The 17,819-nt window shown below is 30.2% G+C and carries 19 protein-coding genes; 14 read left to right on the top strand and 5 right to left on the bottom strand.

The annotated features are described in order from the left end of the window. Nucleotides 1-4 precede the first annotated feature (4 nt). The 11 genes from pglA to pssA all read left to right on the top strand — a co-directional run bounded on the left by pglA (nucleotide 5) and on the right by pssA (nucleotide 10,898). A complete protein-coding gene (gene pglA, locus SR63_RS05370) occupies nucleotides 5-1,135 on the top strand; it encodes a N,N'-diacetylbacillosaminyl-diphospho-undecaprenol alpha-1,3-N-acetylgalactosaminyltransferase (RefSeq protein ID WP_147498392.1) in 1,131 nt (376 codons plus the stop codon). Beyond that, nucleotides 1,128-1,730: an undecaprenyl phosphate N,N'-diacetylbacillosamine 1-phosphate transferase gene (pglC, locus tag SR63_RS05365; protein WP_002853498.1), complete on the top strand. Its 603-nt coding sequence runs from the start codon at nucleotides 1,128-1,130 to the stop codon at nucleotides 1,728-1,730. The genes pglA and pglC overlap by 8 nt, the downstream gene beginning before the upstream one ends. Next, the gene (gene pglD / locus SR63_RS05360; protein WP_002853531.1) at nucleotides 1,717-2,307 is read left to right on the top strand and encodes a UDP-N-acetylbacillosamine N-acetyltransferase; all 591 of its coding nucleotides are present in this window, start codon (nucleotides 1,717-1,719) and stop codon (nucleotides 2,305-2,307) included. Before pglC ends, pglD begins: the two co-directional genes overlap by 14 nt. Nucleotides 2,308-2,404: 97 nt before the next feature. Next, on the top strand, nucleotides 2,405-3,565 hold the full coding sequence (gene pglE, locus SR63_RS05355; protein ID WP_002866137.1) for a UDP-N-acetylbacillosamine transaminase: 1,161 nt from the start codon (nucleotides 2,405-2,407) through the stop codon (nucleotides 3,563-3,565). Between the two features lies 1 nt (nucleotide 3,566). Next, nucleotides 3,567-5,339 carry a UDP-N-acetylglucosamine 4,6-dehydratase (configuration-retaining) gene (gene pglF, locus SR63_RS05350; protein ID WP_063674700.1) on the top strand — a complete coding sequence of 591 codons (1,773 nt, stop codon included), beginning with the start codon at nucleotides 3,567-3,569 and terminating at the stop codon, nucleotides 5,337-5,339. Beyond that, a complete protein-coding gene (locus tag SR63_RS05345) occupies nucleotides 5,339-6,232 on the top strand; it encodes a PDC sensor domain-containing protein (protein ID WP_002866135.1) in 894 nt (297 codons plus the stop codon). The genes pglF and SR63_RS05345 overlap by 1 nt, the downstream gene beginning before the upstream one ends. A gap of 112 nt (nucleotides 6,233-6,344) precedes the next feature. Next, the gene (locus tag SR63_RS05340; RefSeq protein WP_002866134.1) at nucleotides 6,345-6,737 is read left to right on the top strand and encodes a chemotaxis response regulator CheY; all 393 of its coding nucleotides are present in this window, start codon (nucleotides 6,345-6,347) and stop codon (nucleotides 6,735-6,737) included. 22 nt (nucleotides 6,738-6,759) lie between these two features. Then, on the top strand, nucleotides 6,760-7,605 hold the full coding sequence (locus SR63_RS05335; RefSeq protein ID WP_002866133.1) for a 50S ribosomal protein L11 methyltransferase: 846 nt from the start codon (nucleotides 6,760-6,762) through the stop codon (nucleotides 7,603-7,605). 3 nt (nucleotides 7,606-7,608) lie between these two features. Then, the gene (gene ftsH / locus SR63_RS05330; protein WP_002853468.1) at nucleotides 7,609-9,546 is read left to right on the top strand and encodes an ATP-dependent zinc metalloprotease FtsH; all 1,938 of its coding nucleotides are present in this window, start codon (nucleotides 7,609-7,611) and stop codon (nucleotides 9,544-9,546) included. Then, nucleotides 9,543-10,160: a phosphatidylserine decarboxylase gene (locus SR63_RS05325; protein ID WP_002866132.1), complete on the top strand. Its 618-nt coding sequence runs from the start codon at nucleotides 9,543-9,545 to the stop codon at nucleotides 10,158-10,160. The genes ftsH and SR63_RS05325 overlap by 4 nt, the downstream gene beginning before the upstream one ends. Nucleotides 10,161-10,169: 9 nt before the next feature. Beyond that, on the top strand, nucleotides 10,170-10,898 hold the full coding sequence (gene pssA, locus SR63_RS05320) for a CDP-diacylglycerol--serine O-phosphatidyltransferase (protein ID WP_002859122.1): 729 nt from the start codon (nucleotides 10,170-10,172) through the stop codon (nucleotides 10,896-10,898). On the opposite strand, the gene SR63_RS05315 is transcribed toward pssA, so the two are convergent. Beyond that, entirely contained in the window at nucleotides 10,889-11,686 is a 798-nt protein-coding gene (locus tag SR63_RS05315; RefSeq protein ID WP_002866129.1) for a ferritin-like domain-containing protein, read from the bottom strand. The genes pssA and SR63_RS05315 overlap by 10 nt on opposite strands. 89 nt (nucleotides 11,687-11,775) lie before the next feature. Here SR63_RS05315 and SR63_RS05310 point away from each other — a divergent pair, with 89 nt between their 5' ends. The 3 genes from SR63_RS05310 (at nucleotide 11,776) to cetZ (ending at nucleotide 14,146) form a co-directional block, all read left to right on the top strand. Next, complete coding sequence (locus SR63_RS05310; RefSeq protein WP_002826104.1) at nucleotides 11,776-12,135, top strand: methionine-R-sulfoxide reductase; 360 nt, start codon at nucleotides 11,776-11,778, stop codon at nucleotides 12,133-12,135. Between the two features lie 14 nt (nucleotides 12,136-12,149). Beyond that, nucleotides 12,150-12,776 (top strand): MarC family protein, encoded by a 627-nt coding sequence (locus SR63_RS05305; RefSeq protein ID WP_002866128.1) that lies wholly within the window; start codon nucleotides 12,150-12,152, stop codon nucleotides 12,774-12,776. A gap of 80 nt (nucleotides 12,777-12,856) precedes the next feature. Beyond that, nucleotides 12,857-14,146 (top strand): energy taxis response protein CetZ, encoded by a 1,290-nt coding sequence (cetZ, locus tag SR63_RS05300; protein WP_002861827.1) that lies wholly within the window; start codon nucleotides 12,857-12,859, stop codon nucleotides 14,144-14,146. 22 nt (nucleotides 14,147-14,168) lie between these two features. Here cetZ and aat read toward each other — a convergent pair whose 3' ends face one another. From aat to SR63_RS05280, 4 genes are read right to left on the bottom strand one after another with little or no spacing between them, the layout of a single operon-like run. Further along, nucleotides 14,169-14,816: a leucyl/phenylalanyl-tRNA--protein transferase gene (gene aat, locus SR63_RS05295; protein ID WP_002826100.1), complete on the bottom strand. Its 648-nt coding sequence runs from the start codon at nucleotides 14,814-14,816 to the stop codon at nucleotides 14,169-14,171. Then, complete coding sequence (locus SR63_RS05290) at nucleotides 14,791-16,920, bottom strand: AAA family ATPase (protein ID WP_063674698.1); 2,130 nt, start codon at nucleotides 16,918-16,920, stop codon at nucleotides 14,791-14,793. Before SR63_RS05290 ends, aat begins: the two co-directional genes overlap by 26 nt. Beyond that, the gene (locus SR63_RS05285; RefSeq protein ID WP_002856038.1) at nucleotides 16,917-17,207 is read right to left on the bottom strand and encodes an ATP-dependent Clp protease adaptor ClpS; all 291 of its coding nucleotides are present in this window, start codon (nucleotides 17,205-17,207) and stop codon (nucleotides 16,917-16,919) included. The genes SR63_RS05290 and SR63_RS05285 overlap by 4 nt, the downstream gene beginning before the upstream one ends. After that, nucleotides 17,207-17,809: a TlpA disulfide reductase family protein gene (locus SR63_RS05280; RefSeq protein WP_002856169.1), complete on the bottom strand. Its 603-nt coding sequence runs from the start codon at nucleotides 17,807-17,809 to the stop codon at nucleotides 17,207-17,209. Before SR63_RS05280 ends, SR63_RS05285 begins: the two co-directional genes overlap by 1 nt. Between the last annotated feature and the right edge of the window lie 10 nt (nucleotides 17,810-17,819).

Below are 17,819 nucleotides of genomic sequence, written 5' to 3'. Positions count from 1 at the left end.
GAAAATGAGAATAGGATTTTTATCACATGCAGGAGCAAGTATTTATCATTTTAGAATGCCTATTATAAAAGCATTAAAAGATAGAAAAGATGAAGTTTTTGTTATAGTGCCGCAAGATGAATACACGCAAAAACTTAGAGATCTTGGTTTAAAAGTAATTGTTTATGAGTTTTCAAGAGCTAGTTTAAATCCTTTTGTAGTTTTAAAGAATTTTTTTTATCTTGCTAAGGTTTTAAAAAATTTAAATCTTGATCTTATTCAAAGTGCGGCACACAAAAGCAATACCTTTGGAATTTTAGCGGCAAAATGGGCAAAAATTCCTTATCGTTTTGCTTTGGTAGAAGGCTTGGGATCTTTTTATATAGATCAAGGTTTTAAGGCAAATTTAGTACGTTTTGTTATTAATAATCTTTATAAATTAAGTTTTAAATTTGCACACCAATTTATTTTTGTCAATGAAAGTAATGCCGAGTTTATGTGGAATTTAGGACTTAAGGAAAATAAAATTTGTGTGATAAAATCCGTAGGGATCAATTTAAAAAAATTTTTTCCTATTTATATAGAATCGGAAAAAAAAGAGCTTTTTTGGAGAAATTTAAATATAGATAAAAAACCTATTGTTCTTATGATAGCAAGAGCTTTATGGCATAAAGGTGTAAAAGAATTTTATGAAAGTGCTACTATGCTAAAAGACAAAGCAAATTTTGTTTTAGTTGGTGGAAGAGATGAAAATCCTTCTTGTGCGAGTTTGGAGTTTTTAAACTCGGGTGTGGTGCATTATTTGGGTGCTAGAAGTGATATAGTCGAGCTTTTGCAAAATTGTGATATTTTTGTTTTACCAAGCTATAAAGAAGGCTTTCCTGTAAGTGTTTTGGAGGCAAAAGCTTGTGGCAAGGCTATAGTGGTGAGTGATTGTGAAGGTTGTGTAGAGGCTATTTCTAATGCTTATGATGGACTTTGGGCAAAAACAAAAAATGCTAAGGATTTAAGCGAAAAAATTTCACTTTTATTAGAAGATGAAAAATTAAGATTAAATTTAGCTAAAAATGCTGCCCAAGATGCTTTACAATACGATGAAAATAATATCGCACAGCGTTATTTAAAACTTTATGATAGGGTAATTAAGAATGTATGAAAAAGTTTTTAAAAGAATTTTTGATTTTATTTTAGCTTTAGTGCTTTTAGTACTTTTTTCTCCGGTGATTTTAATCACTGCTTTACTTTTAAAAATCACTCAAGGAAGTGTGATTTTCACTCAAAATCGCCCTGGGTTAGATGAAAAAATTTTTAAAATTTATAAATTTAAAACCATGAGCGATGAAAGAGATGAGAAGGGTGAGTTATTAAGCGATGAATTGCGTTTGAAAGCCTTTGGAAAAATTGTTAGAAGCTTAAGTTTGGATGAGCTTTTGCAACTTTTTAATGTTTTAAAAGGGGATATGAGTTTTGTGGGGCCTAGACCTCTTTTGGTTGAGTATTTATCCCTTTATAATGAAGAGCAAAAATTGCGCCATAAGGTGCGTCCAGGTATAACAGGATGGGCGCAGGTAAATGGCAGAAATGCTATTTCTTGGCAGAAAAAATTCGAACTTGATGTGTATTATGTGAAAAATATTTCTTTTTTGCTTGATTTAAAAATCATGTTTTTAACAGCTTTAAAGGTTTTAAAACGAAGCGGGGTAAGCAAAGAAGGCCATGTTACAACAGAGAAATTTAATGGCAAGAACTGAAAAAATTTATATTTATGGTGCTAGTGGTCATGGGCTTGTTTGTGAAGATGTGGCTAAAAATATGGGCTATAAAGAATGTATTTTTTTAGATGATTTTAAAGGAATGAAATTTGAAAACACCTTGCCTAAATATGATTTTTTTATAGCTATAGGAAACAATGAAATTCGAAAAAAGATTTATCAAAAAATTTCAGAAAATGGCTTTAAAATAGTTAATCTTATTCATAAAAGTGCACTTATAAGTCCTAGTGCAAGCGTGGAAGAAAATGCAGGGATTTTAATTATGCCCTATGTAGTGATTAACGCTAAAGCCAAAATAGAAAAAGGCGTGATTTTAAATACTTCAAGTGTGATTGAGCATGAATGCGTGATAGGGGAATTTTCTCATGTAAGCGTAGGGGCTAAATGTGCGGGTAATGTAAAAATCGGTAAAAATTGTTTTTTAGGGATTAATTCTTGTGTTTTGCCTAATTTAAGCTTAGCAGATGATAGTATTTTGGGTGGTGGAGCAACTTTGGTTAAAAGCCAAAATGAAAAAGGTGTTTTTGTGGGAGTGCCTGCAAAAAGAAAAATATGAAATGATTATAAAAAGATTTTTGTTTGATTCTTTGTAAATTTTTTTAGGTAAAATAGAGTTAATTTATAAAAATTTTGTTTTATACAAAGGATAAATCATGAGATTTTTTCTTTCTCCTCCGCATATGGGCGGTAATGAATTAAAATATATAGAAGAAGTTTTCAAAAGCAATTATATAGCACCTTTGGGTGAATTTGTAAATCGCTTTGAGCAAAGTGTAAAAGATTATAGCAAAAGTGAAAATGCCTTAGCTTTAAATTCAGCTACAGCAGCTTTGCATTTAGCTTTAAGGGTGGCAGGGGTAAAACAAGATGATATTGTTTTGGCTTCTTCTTTTACTTTTATCGCTTCAGTGGCGCCTATTTGTTATCTTAAAGCAAAACCTGTATTTATAGATTGTGATGAAACTTATAATATCGATGTAGATTTGTTAAAACTTGCTATTAAGGAATGTGAAAAAAAACCAAAAGCATTGATTTTAACTCATCTTTATGGCAATGCGGCTAAAATGGATGAAATTGTTGAAATTTGCAAGGAAAATGAAATTGTTTTAATCGAAGATGCTGCTGAAGCTTTAGGAAGTTTTTATAAGAATAAAGCCTTAGGAACTTTTGGAGAATTTGGAGCTTATTCTTATAATGGCAATAAAATTATCACCACTTCAGGTGGAGGTATGCTTATAGGAAAAAATAAAGAAAAGATTGAAAAAGCAAGATTTTATAGCACTCAAGCTAGGGAAAATTGTTTGCATTATGAACATTTAGACTATGGTTATAATTACCGTTTAAGCAATGTTTTAGGAGCTATTGGTGTAGCACAAATGGAGGTTTTAGAACAAAGAGTGCTTAAAAAAAGAGAAATTTATGAGTGGTATAAAGAATTTTTAGGAGAGTATTTTAGCTTTTTAGATGAATTAGAAAATTCAAGAAGTAATCGCTGGTTAAGTACAGCTTTGATTGATTTTGATAAAAATGAACTTAATGCTTGTCAAAAAGATATAAATATCAGTCAAAAAAATATTACTTTGCATCCAAAAATTTCAAAACTCATAGAAGATTTGAAAAATGAACAAATAGAAACAAGACCATTATGGAAAGCTATGCACACTCAAGAAGTATTTAAAGGAACTAAGGCTTATCTTAATGGCAATAGTGAGTTATTTTTCCAAAAAGGAATTTGTTTGCCAAGTGGTACGGCGATGAGCAAAGATGATGTTTATGAAATTTCAAAACTGATCTTAAAGAGCATAAAGGCTTAAAATGATTTTTTATAAAAGCAAAAGATTAGCATTTTTTTTAACTTCAGATATTGTTTTAATTTTACTTAGTGTTTATCTGGCTTTTTCTTTGAGATTTAGTGGAGATATTCCGAGTATTTTTTATCATGGCATGATGGTTTCTGCTATTATTTTGCTTGTTTTAAAACTTTCATTTTTGTTTGTTTTTAGAATTTATAAAGTAGCTTGGAGATTTTTTTCCCTCAATGAAGCAAGAAAAATTTTTATCGCTTTGCTTTTAGCTGAGTTTTGTTTTTTTCTTATTTTTTATTTTTTTAGTGATTTTTTTAATCCTTTTCCAAGAAGTGCTATTGTGATAGATTTTGTTCTTTCTTATATGTTTATAGGTACTTTAAGAATTAGCAAAAGAATGCTTGTGGATTTTAAACCTTCTAAAATGAAAGAAGAAGAAACTCCTTGTATTGTAGTAGGGGCAACTTCTAAGGCTTTACATTTGTTAAAAGGCGCAAAAGAAGGTTCTTTAGGGCTTTTTCCTGTGGGCGTAGTTGATGCGAGAAAAGAGCTTATAGGGACTTATTGTGATAAATTTGTTGTAGAAGAAAAAGAAAAAATAAAATCTTATGTAGAACAAGGGGTAAAAACTGCCATTATTGCTTTAAGACTTGAACAAGAAGGGCTTAAAAAACTTTTTGAAGAACTTGTAGCTTATGGTATTTGTGATGTAAAAATATTTTCTTTTACAAGAAATGAAGCAAGAGATATTAGTATAGAAGACTTGCTTGCTAGAAAACCAAAAGATTTAGACGATAGTGCTGTGGCGGCTTTTTTAAAAGACAAGGTAGTTTTGGTAAGTGGAGCAGGTGGAACTATAGGCAGTGAACTTTGTAAGCAATGTATTAAATTTGGTGCTAAGCATCTTATTATGGTTGATCATAGTGAGTATAATCTTTATAAGATCAATGATGATTTAAATTTATATAAAGAAAAAATTACTCCTATTTTGTTAAGTATTTTAGATAAGCAAAGTTTAGATGAGGTATTAAAAACTTATAAACCTGAGCTTATTTTACATGCAGCCGCTTATAAACATGTGCCTCTTTGCGAACAAAATCCACATTCAGCAGTAATCAATAATATTTTAGGAACCAAAATTTTATGCGACAGTGCTAAAGAAAATAAAGTAGCTAAATTTGTGATGATAAGTACAGATAAAGCAGTACGACCAACAAATATTATGGGTTGCACTAAGAGAGTTTGTGAGCTTTATACTTTAAGTATGAGTGATGAAAATTTTGAAGTTGCTTGTGTGCGTTTTGGTAATGTTTTAGGTTCTAGTGGTAGTGTGATACCGAAATTTAAAGCACAAATTGCCAATAATGAGCCTTTAACTTTAACACACCCTGATATAGTGCGTTATTTTATGCTTGTGGCTGAGGCAGTGCAACTTGTTTTGCAAGCTGGAGCTATCGCAAAAGGGGGAGAACTTTTTGTTTTGGATATGGGTAAGCCTGTGAAAATCATAGATTTAGCTAAAAAAATGCTTTTACTTTCTAATCGCAATGATTTAGAAATTAAAATCACAGGTTTAAGAAAAGGTGAGAAGCTTTATGAAGAGCTTTTGATTGATGAAAATGATGCTAAAACCCAATATGAGAGTATTTTTGTAGCAAAGAATGAGAAGGTTGATCTTGATTGGCTTAATAAAGAGATAGAAAATTTACAAATATGTGAAGATATTTCAGAGGCTTTATTAAAGATTGTACCTGAATTTAAACACAATAAAGAAGGCATATAATGTATATAAAAGATATACAAAGATTTGAAGATAATCGCTATCGTGCTAGAGCTTATATGAGTTATATTTTAACAAGAAATCTACCCAATAAACTTCCTGATATTCACCTTGAAACGATTAAAACAGCTTTGGATAAAATAGCTCATGAAGTTGTTGTTTTTGATGCTTTGTATATTTTAGATATTTCAGGCATGCAAATAGAAAATGCGATTTCCTTAAATAAGGCTCATGAAATAGGGCAGGGTGAGGATAGAAGTACTCGTTCTTATTTTTATAGAGCTGTAAAATTAAAACGATGTGTTTTGAGCGATCCTTATCCTTCGGTTTTAAACAATGAACTTTGCGTAACAGCTTCTATACCAATTTACGATGATAAAAATAACTTGCTTTTTGTTGTTTGTATTGATATCAAGCTTGAAGATATTTTAAAGATTATTCAAGCAGGAAAATTTGAGTTTGTTTTTACTCAATTTAGTCGTTTGGTGTATTTTTGTTTCGCACTGGTTTTATTTGTGATTACTTGTTTTTTATTTCAAAAAGGTTTTTTTAGTCTTTTTGATAATCAAGCTATAGGCATAGAACATATGTTTGAAAGTACCATTGCCATAACTTTAGCTTTAGCTATTTTTGATTTGGCAAAAACTTTGATCGAACAAGAAGTATTAGGAAGGACAAAAAAAGAAGAAGGTGGAATTCAAAAAACCATGGTGAGATTTTTGGGTTCTATTATCATTGCTTTAGCTATAGAAGCTTTGATGTTGGTATTTAAACTTGCTATTGGTGATCTTTCTCAGATGATTTATGCGATTTATCTTATCGGTGGAGTGAGCTTGCTTCTTTTAGGTTTAAGTGTATATTTATTTACGGTTAAGTATAAAAATAATAATATTTGAGTAAAAATTTAAGTAAAAGATGATATAATGCTGTTTTTTAAAATTTTTTAGCTTGATTAATAAGGCTAAAAAGGGTAAAATAAAACTATAAAAACTTTGAAAGGACGAAATTGTGAAATTGTTAGTTGTTGATGACAGTTCTACTATGAGAAGGATTATTAAAAATACCCTAACAAGACTTGGACACGATGATGTTTTAGAAGCTGAGCATGGCGTTGAAGCTTGGGATTTATTAACTAAAAATGAAGATGTAAAAGTTTTAATTACAGATTGGAATATGCCAGAAATGAATGGCTTGGAGTTGGTAAAAAAAGTAAGAGCAGAGAAAAAATATGAAGATATGCCTATTATCATGGTTACAACTGAGGGCGGAAAAGCTGAAGTGATTACTGCTTTAAAAGCTGGCGTAAATAACTATATTGTAAAACCTTTTACTCCACAAGTTTTAAAGGAAAAACTTGAAGATGTTTTAGGAACAGGAAGTGGAGAAGGTGCAGCTGAGTAAAGGCTGATTTTTAAAATTCTAAATGCAAAAAAAATATTACGAATTGTTCTTTATCGTAGAAGAGCGGTATAAAAATTTATTTCTTGATTTTGCTTTTGATTTAGGTATAGAAGCCATAGAAGAGAAAGATAATGGTGTTTACATTAGATCCCATGAGAGTTTGGAAGAGCTTTCATGGGCACTTGAAATATTTGCTCAAAAACTTACAACTACTTTCAATTTAAACCATAAAATTATTTCTAATTTAAGTCTTGTAGAGAAAGAAAACAAGGACTGGATACAAGAATATAAAAAAGGCATAAAACCTATTTTAGTGGATAATGTTTACATCCATACCACTTGGCAAGAAGAAAAAAAGAATTTTATAAATATAAAGATTAATCCAGCCTTAGCCTTTGGCTCAGGACATCACGAAAGCACATATTCTTGTGTAAAATTTTTACAAAAATTTTCTAAAAGTAAATTAAGAGCTTTAGATCTTGGTTGTGGTAGTGGAATTTTGGGTATTATTATGGCAAAGTTTGGCTGCAATGTTGAAATTTGTGATACTGATGAGTTGGCTATTGATAGTTCTTTAGAAAATGCAAGATTAAATGGTGTTGATTTTCACAAGGCTTGGTGTGGATCTATAGATAAAGCAAATGGTTTATATAATCTAATTGTTGCAAATATCATTGCAGATGTGATTTTAATTTTAGAAAAAGATATTAAAAACCATTTAGAAGATAATGCTATACTTATTTTGTCAGGAATTTTAGATAAATATTCAACAAGAATTAAAGAAAAATTTCAAGATTTGGAACTCATTGATGAAATGCAAATCAATGAGTGGTGTAGTTTTGTATATAAAAATAATAAAAAAGGATAAGTAATGAATAATAATACCCCAAATAATAAGGGTAATCCGCAGGGTAATAATTTTTTTAACAAAAATCCCATTTTTATTTTTGCGATTTTTGCAATTGTAATGATAATTATTTTTAAGGGATTTTTTGATGGCAATGGTTCTTTTGGCGGGGCATTGAATGGCAATGAAGTAAATAAAAATGTCCCTTATTCTGAGTTAAAAAAGCTTATTGAAAGTGGACAAATCAATCAAGTTAGCATAGGACAAACAACAATCAAAGCGATTTCAAGCTCTCACAATACTGTTTATACAGCAAAAAAAGTTAATGATCCTGAGCTTGTGAGTTTACTAGATAGTAAAAATATCGCTTATGGTGCGTATTCTGAAACAAATTGGTTTACGGATATACTTTTTTCATGGGTTTTGCCAGTATTTATTTTCTTTGGTATTTGGATGTTTTTGGCAAGTCGTATGCAAAAAAATATGGGAAGTTCTATATTGGGTATAGGAAGTTCTAAGAAGCTTGTAAATTCAGAAAAACCTAAAGTAAAATTTAGCGATGTAGCTGGTGTTGAAGAAGCTAAAGAAGAAGTAAAAGAAATTGTAGATTTTTTAAAGTATCCTGAAAGATATATTAAATTGGGAGCTAAAATTCCAAAAGGGCTTTTACTTGTTGGACCTCCAGGTACAGGAAAAACTTTGCTTGCAAAAGCAGTTGCAGGTGAAGCTGATGTGCCGTTTTTTAGTGTTTCAGGTTCATCTTTTATAGAAATGTTTGTGGGTGTAGGTGCTTCTCGTGTGAGAGATTTGTTTGAAAATGCAAAAAAAGAAGCTCCTGCTATTGTTTTTATAGATGAAATAGATGCTATTGGTAAAAGTCGTGCAGCAAGTGGCATGATGGGTGGAAACGATGAAAGAGAGCAAACTTTAAATCAGCTTTTGGCTGAAATGGATGGCTTTGGGACAGAAAGTTCCCCAGTCATTGTTTTAGCAGCAACAAATCGCCCAGAAGTTTTAGATGCAGCGCTTTTAAGACCAGGAAGGTTTGATAGACAAGTTTTAGTTGATAAACCTGATTTTAAAGGTAGGTGTGATATTTTAAAAGTGCACATGAAAGATGTCAAAATATCCCCAAAAGTTAAAGTAGAAGATATAGCACGCTTAACTGCAGGGCTTGCAGGAGCTGATCTTGCAAATATTATTAATGAAGCAGCGCTTTTAGCGGGTAGGGATTCTAAAAAATATGTAGAACAAAATGATTTAGTTGAAGCTGTCGAAAGAGCTATAGCAGGACTTGAGAAGAAATCACGTCGTATTAATGAAAAAGAAAAGAAAATTGTTACTTATCATGAATGTGGTCATGCCTTGATTGCTGAAACAACCAAAGGCGCAAAACGTGTAAGTAAGGTTTCTGTGATTCCGCGTGGTCTTGCGGCTTTAGGTTATACTTTAAATACTCCTGAGGAAAATAAATTTTTAATGCAAAAACATGAACTTATCGCTGAAGTAGATGTACTTTTGGGTGGTCGTGCAGCTGAAGAAGTGTTTATAGGTGAAATTTCAACGGGTGCAAGTAATGATTTAGAAAGAGCAACCGATATCATAAAAGCTATGATTTCTATGTATGGTATGAGTGAAATTGCAGGACTTATGGTGCTTGAAAAACAAAGAAATACTTTCTTAAGTGGTGGGCAAACTATAAAAGACTATTCTGAAAAGATGGCAGAATCTTTAGATGATTATGTAAAGAAAACCTTAGATGAACGCTATAAAGATGTTAAAGATACTTTAAATACTTATAAGGGAGCGATTGAGACTATGGTTGCAGCCCTTTATGAAGAAGAAACTATTGAAGGTAATAAAGTGCGTGAGATTATTAAAGAGTTTGAGGATCAAAATAGTCTACCAACTCGTTTACAAGAACTCGAAGAAGTTAAAACTGAAGTTAAAGTAGAAGAATGAAAGATTTTATTGCAAAAGATGGATATTTAAGTCTTATTATTTTAAGCTTAATTTTTATTTTTGTGTGGATTTTTTATTCTTTTTCCATCTTGCTATTAGCATTAATTGTAATTTGTATTTTTCTTTTTAGAGCGCCCAAAAGAGAACTTGTTTGTAGTGATGAAAAAGCTATTTTTGCACCTATGGATGGTAGGGTTACTAAAATAGAAAATATTCATCATAAAGATTTGGGTGAATGTGTTGAAATTACTATTAAAAACGCTCTTTATGATGCTGGGAATTTTAATACACCTTTTGCAATGTCTATAATAGATATTCGTTTACGACATGGGCTTTTTTTGTGCAGTGAATTAAAATCTGCAAAAATGATGAATGAAAGAGCTTTTATTTTGGCAAAAGTTAAAGAGAATAAAACGATAGCCTTGCGAATCTATGCAGGTTCTTTTGATAGAAAATTAAAGCTTGATAATATTTCTCATGATTTAAAAGCAGGAGATAGAATGGGTTTTTTAATCAATGGCTCTATAAGTTTACTTTTACCAAAAGATACTAGAATTCATATAGGCTTAAATGATGAAATTAAAGCAGGCTCATTGCTAGGCTATTTTGCGTAAGGAAAAATAATGAATAACAGACCGCAATTAATTTATATTTTACCCAATCTTTTTACAGCTGCTTCAGCTTTTTTAGGGGTTATTTCTATTATAGCTTCAATACATGGAAATTATTATACAGCTTTGATTTATATTATTTTATCTTTGATTTGCGATGGGCTTGATGGCCGTGTTGCAAGACTTACAAATTCTACTTCAAAATTTGGAGTAGAATTTGATTCTTTAGCTGATCTAGTAGCTTTTGGAGTTGCTCCAGCGGTTCTTTTTTATATGGCTATAGGTTATGATTTTGGAAAACTTGGATCTTTGATTACGGCTTTTTTTGTGGTTTTTGGAGCTATTCGTTTGGCGAGATTTAATGTTACCACAGGCACTTATGAACCTTCTGTTTTTATAGGTCTTCCTATACCTACTGCAGCAGTTGTGAGTGCTATATGGACTTATGCGTTTATTAGTTATGATTTTTTAAAGCCTTATGGTGTAGTTTTTTTGGTGCTTCAAGCAATTTTAGGGCTTTTAATGGTAAGTAATATACGCTATCCTAGCTTTAAAAAGCTTGATTTTAATCGTTCTAGTGTTTTAAAAGTTTTGATTATTTTAATTATAATATTTTCATTTTTATATCTTTATCCTCTTGAAAGTTTAGTAATTTTAGCAAGCTTGTATGTGCTTTATGGAATTATTCGGGTTTTATATACCATTATTGTTTCAAAATTTAAGATAAGAAATCAAGAGTAAAATTTTTCAATGACTTCGCATTCTTCTTGAGTGAAGCCAGCTTTGATTCTTGCTTGAATGTTAAGTTTTTTTCCTGCAAGAGAGAATTGTTTAAACGTTTTACAAAGCTCGATAAAATCATACTTGTTTTGATTTGCAAATTTCCACCAAGTATCTCCTTTTTTAACGTGTTTTATTTCATCATTAAGTATAATTTCAAGATATTCCATTAAAAGATTTTTAATGGAATGATTGGAGCTTTGAAGTTTTTGAACAACAAAGGGGTTGGCATCAAGCCCTTTAGCTTCTAAACCTCTATGAACTATTCCCATTCTAAAGCTTAAAGAGTCTTTTGTAGCTTCTAGAGCAGATTCTAAATTATCATGCACTGGAAAATCTCCATATTTGTAACCAAGTTCTTCAAGTGCTGAATTTAAAAGTTTGAAATGTTTAATTTCCTCATCTGCCACCTCCAGCCAATCGTAATAAAATTGCAAAGGTAGATTTTTAAAGCGATAACTCGCATCTAAAGCCAGGTTAATTGCATTAAATTCTATATGAGCGACTGAATGAATTATTTTAGCAAGCGCATGAGTTGAATTGACAAATTTAGGCCTTCTTATACGTGTAGGATGAAGCAAGGTAATTTGTTGCGATGTATTTTTTTTGAAAATGCTTTGATGCTCGTGATTAAAAATAAATTTGTGGCTTTTAAAGTCTTCATAAAAATTTTGAAAAGAGTGAAATTTTATAGTTATATTTTTTTCATATAAAATATCTTGAAGTTCTTGAAAAAATTCTTTTTGCATTTAAAACTTTCTTGAAAATTATAAAAATTTATCATTTAAAATTGAAATTTTAATTATATAATATAAAAATTATTTTACAAGGGTAGATCATGAAAGAATTAAATGAAGAAGAAAAAAAAGTAATTTTAAATAAAGGAACAGAAGCTCCTTTTAGTGGGAAATATAATGATTTTTATGAAAAAGGAATCTATCAATGCAAGCAATGTGGAGCTTCGCTTTATAAATCCGAAGATAAATTTAAATCAGGTTGTGGGTGGCCTAGCTTTGATGATGAAATAAAAGGGGCTGTTAAAAGAATTCCTGATAAAGATGGGATTAGAACCGAGATTGTATGTGCAAACTGCAATGGACATTTAGGTCATGTTTTTGAAGGAGAAGGATTTTCTGCTAAAAATGTAAGACATTGTGTAAATTCTATTTCTTTGGAATTTGTAAAAACTAAGGATTGATAGTGTTTTCTAGTATGGGTTCTGAGCTTTATTTGATGTTTTTTGCTGCAATTACTTTACTTGCCATATTAAATCCTTTTGGTAATTTAACTCAATTTTTGGCTATGAGTGATGGATTGCCTTTAATGCTTCGAAAAAAACTTTTTAGAACTATTCTCTATACAGCTTTTACTATAGTTTTGGTATTTTTATTATCAGGACCTTTGTTTATGAACTATATTTTTAGGGTTTCATTAGATGATTTAAGGGTTTCTGGTGGTTTGGTTCTTATTATAATGGCTATTAAAAATTTACTTTTTTCAACAAAAATTGCAACTAAGGATTTTAGTTCTTATCAGGATATGGATGATAAGGAAATTTTAAGACAGAGTTTAATACCTATGGCATTTCCTATGCTTGTTGGGCCTGGAACTTTAGCTAGTGTTATCGTTATAGCCGAAGATGGTGGGCTTGATGTTGCTCTTGGCGGAGTAATGATAGCTTTTATTTTTATGTTTATACTTTTTCATTTTGCAGCTACTATAGAAAAAATAGTTGGAAAATTGATTTTACATGTTTTTTCTCGTATAGCACAAGTATTTATTGCTGCTATGGGGTTTAAGATGATTATTGTAGGTTTAAAGGATATATTTAACTTATAAATTAATATAATTTTAAGTAAATAATACTATATAAATATGATATAATTTTAAAATAATTTATTATTAAAAAGGTGAGTTTTATGTTTGGTGCTAAGAAAAATAATACTGAAATAATTGAACAACTTGAAAAAAAGTGTAATGGTTTAGGAGATATTTTAAGATCTATTGGGAATACCATGGCGGTAATTGAATTTACCACCGATGGCGTTATTTTAGAGGCAAATCAAAATTTTTTAACAACTATGAAATACTCCCTTTCAGAGATCAAGGGCAAGCATCATAGTATGTTTTGTTTGCCTGAAGTTGTTAATTCTTCGGCATATAGTGATTTTTGGAAAGATTTAAGAGATGGAAAAGCCAGAAGTGGTCTTTTTAGACGTATAGCTAAGGGAGGGATAGATGTTTATTTAGAAGCAAATTATCTTCCAATTAGTGATAATAATGGTCATGTTTATAAAATTATTAAATTTGCCAATGATATAACTCAAAGACATTATGAAATGCTTGATCTTAGAAATACTATTGCTGCTGCTAATCGTTCTATGGCTATTATTGAATTTAAACCTGATGGGACTATTATTACGGCTAATGAAAATTTTTTAAGAACTATGGATTTTAATATTGATGAGATTAAAGGAAAGCATCATAGTATGTTCTGTGATTCTAATTATAGACACTCTAAGGACTATGTTCAATTTTGGGAAGATTTAAGAGAGGGCAAATTTCAATCAGGTAAATATATAAGATACGGAAGAAATAATAAAAAAGTATACCTTGAAGCAAGTTATAATCCGGTTAAAAATGATGATGGAAAAATTTACAAGGTTATTAAATTTGCTACAGATATAAGCGAACAAGTTAAAAAAGATCAAGAAAAACTTCGCCTCATAAGCGAACTTGCAGAAAAAAATGATAATCTTACTCAAGATGGAGATCGTGTAATTGAAAACACTGTTTCAAATGTTCAGAATATTGCTGATATGATGTCTCAAAGTTCAAATCTTGTTTCCTCATTAAATCAACAATCAGATGAAATTAAATCTATTATTCAGACTATTAGTGATATTGCTGATCAGACTAATCTGCTTGCTTTAAATGCTGCTATTGAGGCAGCACGTGCTGGTGAACATGGTAGAGGTTTTGCTGTTGTTGCTGATGAAGTAAGAAATTTAGCTGAAAGAACAGGGCATTCAGTTAATGAAATTACCACTACGATTAATTCTATTCGTAATGTTACATCACAAGTGGTTGAGAGTATTAAAAGCGGTTTAGAGGATGTTAATCAGAGTGTTGAACTTGCAAAAGAAGCAAGAGAATGTATGGAGAAAATTCGTGAAAGCTCTGCTGAAGTTGCTAAAGCAATGTCATAAGCGTGATTTTCACGCTTATTTTTTAAGTAATTAAATCTTTAAAATTTTTAAAACCACTTTCTTGATTGCATTTTTCTTTTAAAATATTTAAAAATTCTTTCCTAGAAATATTATGAGCACCCATAAATTCTAAATGTTGGTTATAAACTTGACAATCTATGATAAAATCATAAGGTTTTAATAAATCACAAAGTTTAATCATGGCAACTTTAGATGCATTTTTTTTAATGCTTACCATGCTTTCACCAAAGAAAACCTTGCCTAAAATTAAACCATAAATTCCACCTATAAGTTCATTATTTTCATAAAGTTCAAGGCTATGCGCATAGCCTTGGGTAAATAACTTATAATAAGTGGTAATAAATTCATCATCTATCCAGCTTTGAGAGCGTGTATCGCGACATAATGTAATTAATTTTAAAAAATCATAATCAAGTTTAATTTGATAGAGATTAATAAATTTTTTCATATTTTTTTGGATGTGAATTTGATTTGGAATTAAAATGCATCTAGGATCTGGACACCACCAAGTTACAGGTTTACTTGTCCATGGGAATAGACCAAAAGTATAAGCTTTTACAATAAAATCAGCTTCTAAATTTTGACTTAAAAATACAGGAGCATTTTTAGGTGCATTGAGTAATTTAGAATATAAATTCGAGCTTTCCATTTTTACCAAGTTTGATTTTAGCTATACCGCCTTTTTTAAGCTTCCCGAATAAAATTTCATCACTGATTTTTTCTCCTATTTCCTCAGAAATTATGCGTTTTAAAAGCCTTACTCCAAATTCTTTATTATAGGCTTTTTTAGCTAAATAAATTTTGACTTTATCATCCACTGATAATTTTATATTATTTAAATTTTTAGAAATTTCATCAAGTTCTTTTTCGATAATTTTAACAAGTATAGCATCGTTTAAATCATTAAAATGTAAAATTTTATCAATGCGATTAATAAATTCTGGAGCAAAAAAATCTTTGATAGCACGATTACTTTTTTCTTCATTTTTACTTAAAAAACCAAGCTCATTGCTTTCTTTAAGTCCTAGATTAGATGTCATAATAATGATTGTATTTTTAAAATCTACTTTAAGACCGCTATTGTCGGTGAGTTCAGCATTGTCAAAAATCTGTAAAAAGGTATTGCTTAAATCAGGATGAGCCTTTTCTATTTCATCAAAAAGAACAAGACTGAAAGGATTTTTGCGAATAGCATTGCTTAAAAGTCCACCCTCTTCAAAACCTATATATCCAGCTGGAGATCCTATTAGTTTACTTATAGCATGTTTTTCTGCATATTCGCTCATATCAAAGCGCTCTAAATTTAAACCTAAAAATTCAGCTAAAGCTTTGCAAAATTCTGTTTTTCCAACTCCACTTGATCCAGTAAACAAAAACACTCCGCGTGGTGTATTGGAATTTTTAAATCCTGCGAAACTTTGCTTAAGTGATGAAACAAGGCTATCTATAACTTCATCTTGGCCAAAAATTTTTGCTTTTAAATTTGTTTTTAAATTCATTAAAGCTTTATTTTGATCGAATTCAAACATTTTGTGATGGTGGGTCATTTTTGCTAAAACATTTTCTAAATCTTTTAAATTTGCATTTTTTTTAGCTTTTGGATTTAAAGCAAAAGAAGCGCCAAGTTCATCGATCAGATCTATAGCGCAATCAGGTAAAAATTTATCATTAAAAAATTTTTTACCCCAAATTACAGCATATTGAAGAATTTCATCGTTTAATTTTATATGATGAAATTCTTCATATTTGTTTTTTAATCCTTTAAGAATTTGCAAACTTTCTTCTTGGCTTGGTTCATCTACATTTATTTTAGCAAAACGGCGACTTAGAGGTTTATTTTTATCAAAAGTATTTTTATATTCCATAAAAGTTGTTGCACCTATGCATTTTAAAGTTCCATTACTTAGAGCTGGTTTTAAAAGATTGGAAAAATCAGTATGAGATTCTCCTGTGCTTCCAGCTCCTACTATAGTGTGAATTTCATCAATAAATAAAATAGCATTGGGTATTTTCTCAAGTTCATTTAAAATTTCTTTAATTCTTTTCTCAAAATCTCCACGGTATTTTGTTCCCGCAAGTATACTAGCCATATCAAGACTAAAAATTTTTGCATTTTGTAAGTTTTTAGGCACCTTTTTTTCCGCAATAGCCAATGCTAATCCTTCTACAATGGCCGTTTTGCCAACTCCTGCTTCTCCTACTAAAATAGGATTATTTTTCTTGCGACGTGAAAGAATTTGCATCATTCTTTCAAGTTCAAATTTTCTTCCTATTAAAGGATCAATCTTGCCATTTTGAGCCAAAAGTGTTAAATTACTTGTGTGGTTGCTTAAAATTTGTATATTTTCATGATTTTGAAGTTCTTGAATTTTGGTAAGATTTATGTTGTGTTTTTTTAAGAGATAGCTAGAATAACTTCTTGAATCCTGTATGAGCTTTTCTAAAAAATCTATAATTTTAATTTCATTATTTTTATTTTTAGATGAAAGTAAGATTTCATCTAAAACAACAGATATTGTAGGTTCTATTTCTTGTTTAATAACTTGATTGTTTTGAGAAATGTAATTTTTTAATTCAGTTTCTAGAAGTTCAAGATCTCCATCTGAAAATTCTTCAAATATATCCTTAAAATCAATGCTTAGTTTTAGTAATGCAAACAGTACATGCTCACAGGTAACAAATTCATGGTGGTTTATTAAGCTTAGATTTTTGGCATTATCAAGATATTTTTGTAAATTTTCTTGGTATTTCATTCTTCTTCTACCTTTGCTTGTAGTGGAAAATTAGCAAGTTTAGCCGCATCTATAACTTTTTTTTGTTTTGAAAGAGCTATTTCTTGAGTGTAAATGCCACAAATTCCAGAACCGTTGTGATGAATTTCTAACATTGTTTGACTTGCTTTTTCAAGGTTTTGATGAAAAATATTCATCAAAATTTCTATAACAAAATCCATGGTTGTTACATCATCATTTAAGAGTATAACTTTATACATTTTTGGTTCACTAAGTTTTGTCTGCTCTAGAGTTTGGGTTTTTGGCATTATTTTCCTTTGTAGATTTTATTTAAATCTTCTTGCATGAGTTCTGTTGGAATTTTGCCAAGATAAAAATTTGTTGGAGCATTATTATTCCAGTAATCGCTTATTTTTTGATAAATTCCATTTTTTAAAACAACTTTAAAAGGAAGTTGCTCCATATTTTGATAGTCTATATCTTTTAAAATTTGAGCAATAATACGATCATTAGAACCGCCATTGCTTAGAAAATAGTAAGCACCATAATCATCCGCGAATTTTTTAACTGTTTCATCGCTAACATCTTCAAAATGTGTAAGTCCTATAATGATAAATTTGCTAGAATTATTTTTCCAAAGTTTGCTAAGATCTAAAGCTTCTTCTTTGCATGGGGTGCAAAAAGTGCCAAAAAAATCAAACATTAGAACTTTTCCTTCCTCTCCTTCTACCACAAAACCTTTATCTGTTCTTATTAAAGTTTTGCTTCCACCATTTACACTATTTAATACTATTTTATCTCCTTTGTGATACTCTTCAAACATAAAATCATTTTGAATTTCTTCTTCTTTGGAGCAAGCATTAAGAAAAAATGCTAAACTTATTAAAAATAGGGTTAAAATTTTTTTCATTTAATTTCCT

This window comes from Campylobacter sp. 2014D-0259, assembly GCF_008000505.1.
GTDB classification, from domain to species: domain Bacteria; phylum Campylobacterota; class Campylobacteria; order Campylobacterales; family Campylobacteraceae; genus Campylobacter_D; species Campylobacter_D jejuni.
The sequence above is the reverse complement of the archived record's forward strand: the minus strand, read 5'-3'. Positions and strand labels throughout refer to the sequence as shown.

Coding starts and splice junctions, on each gene's coding strand:
- SR63_RS05315 (WP_002866129.1), bottom strand. CDS start 11,686: ATGCAAAAAGAATTTTTTCAAGAACTTCAAGATATTTTATATGAAAAA.
- SR63_RS05305 (WP_002866128.1), top strand. CDS start 12,150: ATGGGTTCTGAGCTTTATTTGATGTTTTTTGCTGCAATTACTTTACTT.
- SR63_RS05335 (WP_002866133.1), top strand. CDS start 6,760: ATGCAAAAAAAATATTACGAATTGTTCTTTATCGTAGAAGAGCGGTAT.
- pglE (WP_002866137.1), top strand. CDS start 2,405: ATGAGATTTTTTCTTTCTCCTCCGCATATGGGCGGTAATGAATTAAAA.
- pssA (WP_002859122.1), top strand. CDS start 10,170: ATGAATAACAGACCGCAATTAATTTATATTTTACCCAATCTTTTTACA.
- ftsH (WP_002853468.1), top strand. CDS start 7,609: ATGAATAATAATACCCCAAATAATAAGGGTAATCCGCAGGGTAATAAT.
- pglA (WP_147498392.1), top strand. CDS start 5: ATGAGAATAGGATTTTTATCACATGCAGGAGCAAGTATTTATCATTTT.
- pglD (WP_002853531.1), top strand. CDS start 1,717: ATGGCAAGAACTGAAAAAATTTATATTTATGGTGCTAGTGGTCATGGG.
- SR63_RS05310 (WP_002826104.1), top strand. CDS start 11,776: ATGAAAGAATTAAATGAAGAAGAAAAAAAAGTAATTTTAAATAAAGGA.
- SR63_RS05290 (WP_063674698.1), bottom strand. CDS start 16,920: ATGAAATACCAAGAAAATTTACAAAAATATCTTGATAATGCCAAAAAT.
- cetZ (WP_002861827.1), top strand. CDS start 12,857: ATGTTTGGTGCTAAGAAAAATAATACTGAAATAATTGAACAACTTGAA.
- SR63_RS05280 (WP_002856169.1), bottom strand. CDS start 17,809: ATGAAAAAAATTTTAACCCTATTTTTAATAAGTTTAGCATTTTTTCTT.
- pglC (WP_002853498.1), top strand. CDS start 1,128: ATGTATGAAAAAGTTTTTAAAAGAATTTTTGATTTTATTTTAGCTTTA.
- SR63_RS05325 (WP_002866132.1), top strand. CDS start 9,543: ATGAAAGATTTTATTGCAAAAGATGGATATTTAAGTCTTATTATTTTA.
- pglF (WP_063674700.1), top strand. CDS start 3,567: ATGATTTTTTATAAAAGCAAAAGATTAGCATTTTTTTTAACTTCAGAT.
- aat (WP_002826100.1), bottom strand. CDS start 14,816: ATGGAAAGCTCGAATTTATATTCTAAATTACTCAATGCACCTAAAAAT.
- SR63_RS05345 (WP_002866135.1), top strand. CDS start 5,339: ATGTATATAAAAGATATACAAAGATTTGAAGATAATCGCTATCGTGCT.
- SR63_RS05285 (WP_002856038.1), bottom strand. CDS start 17,207: ATGCCAAAAACCCAAACTCTAGAGCAGACAAAACTTAGTGAACCAAAA.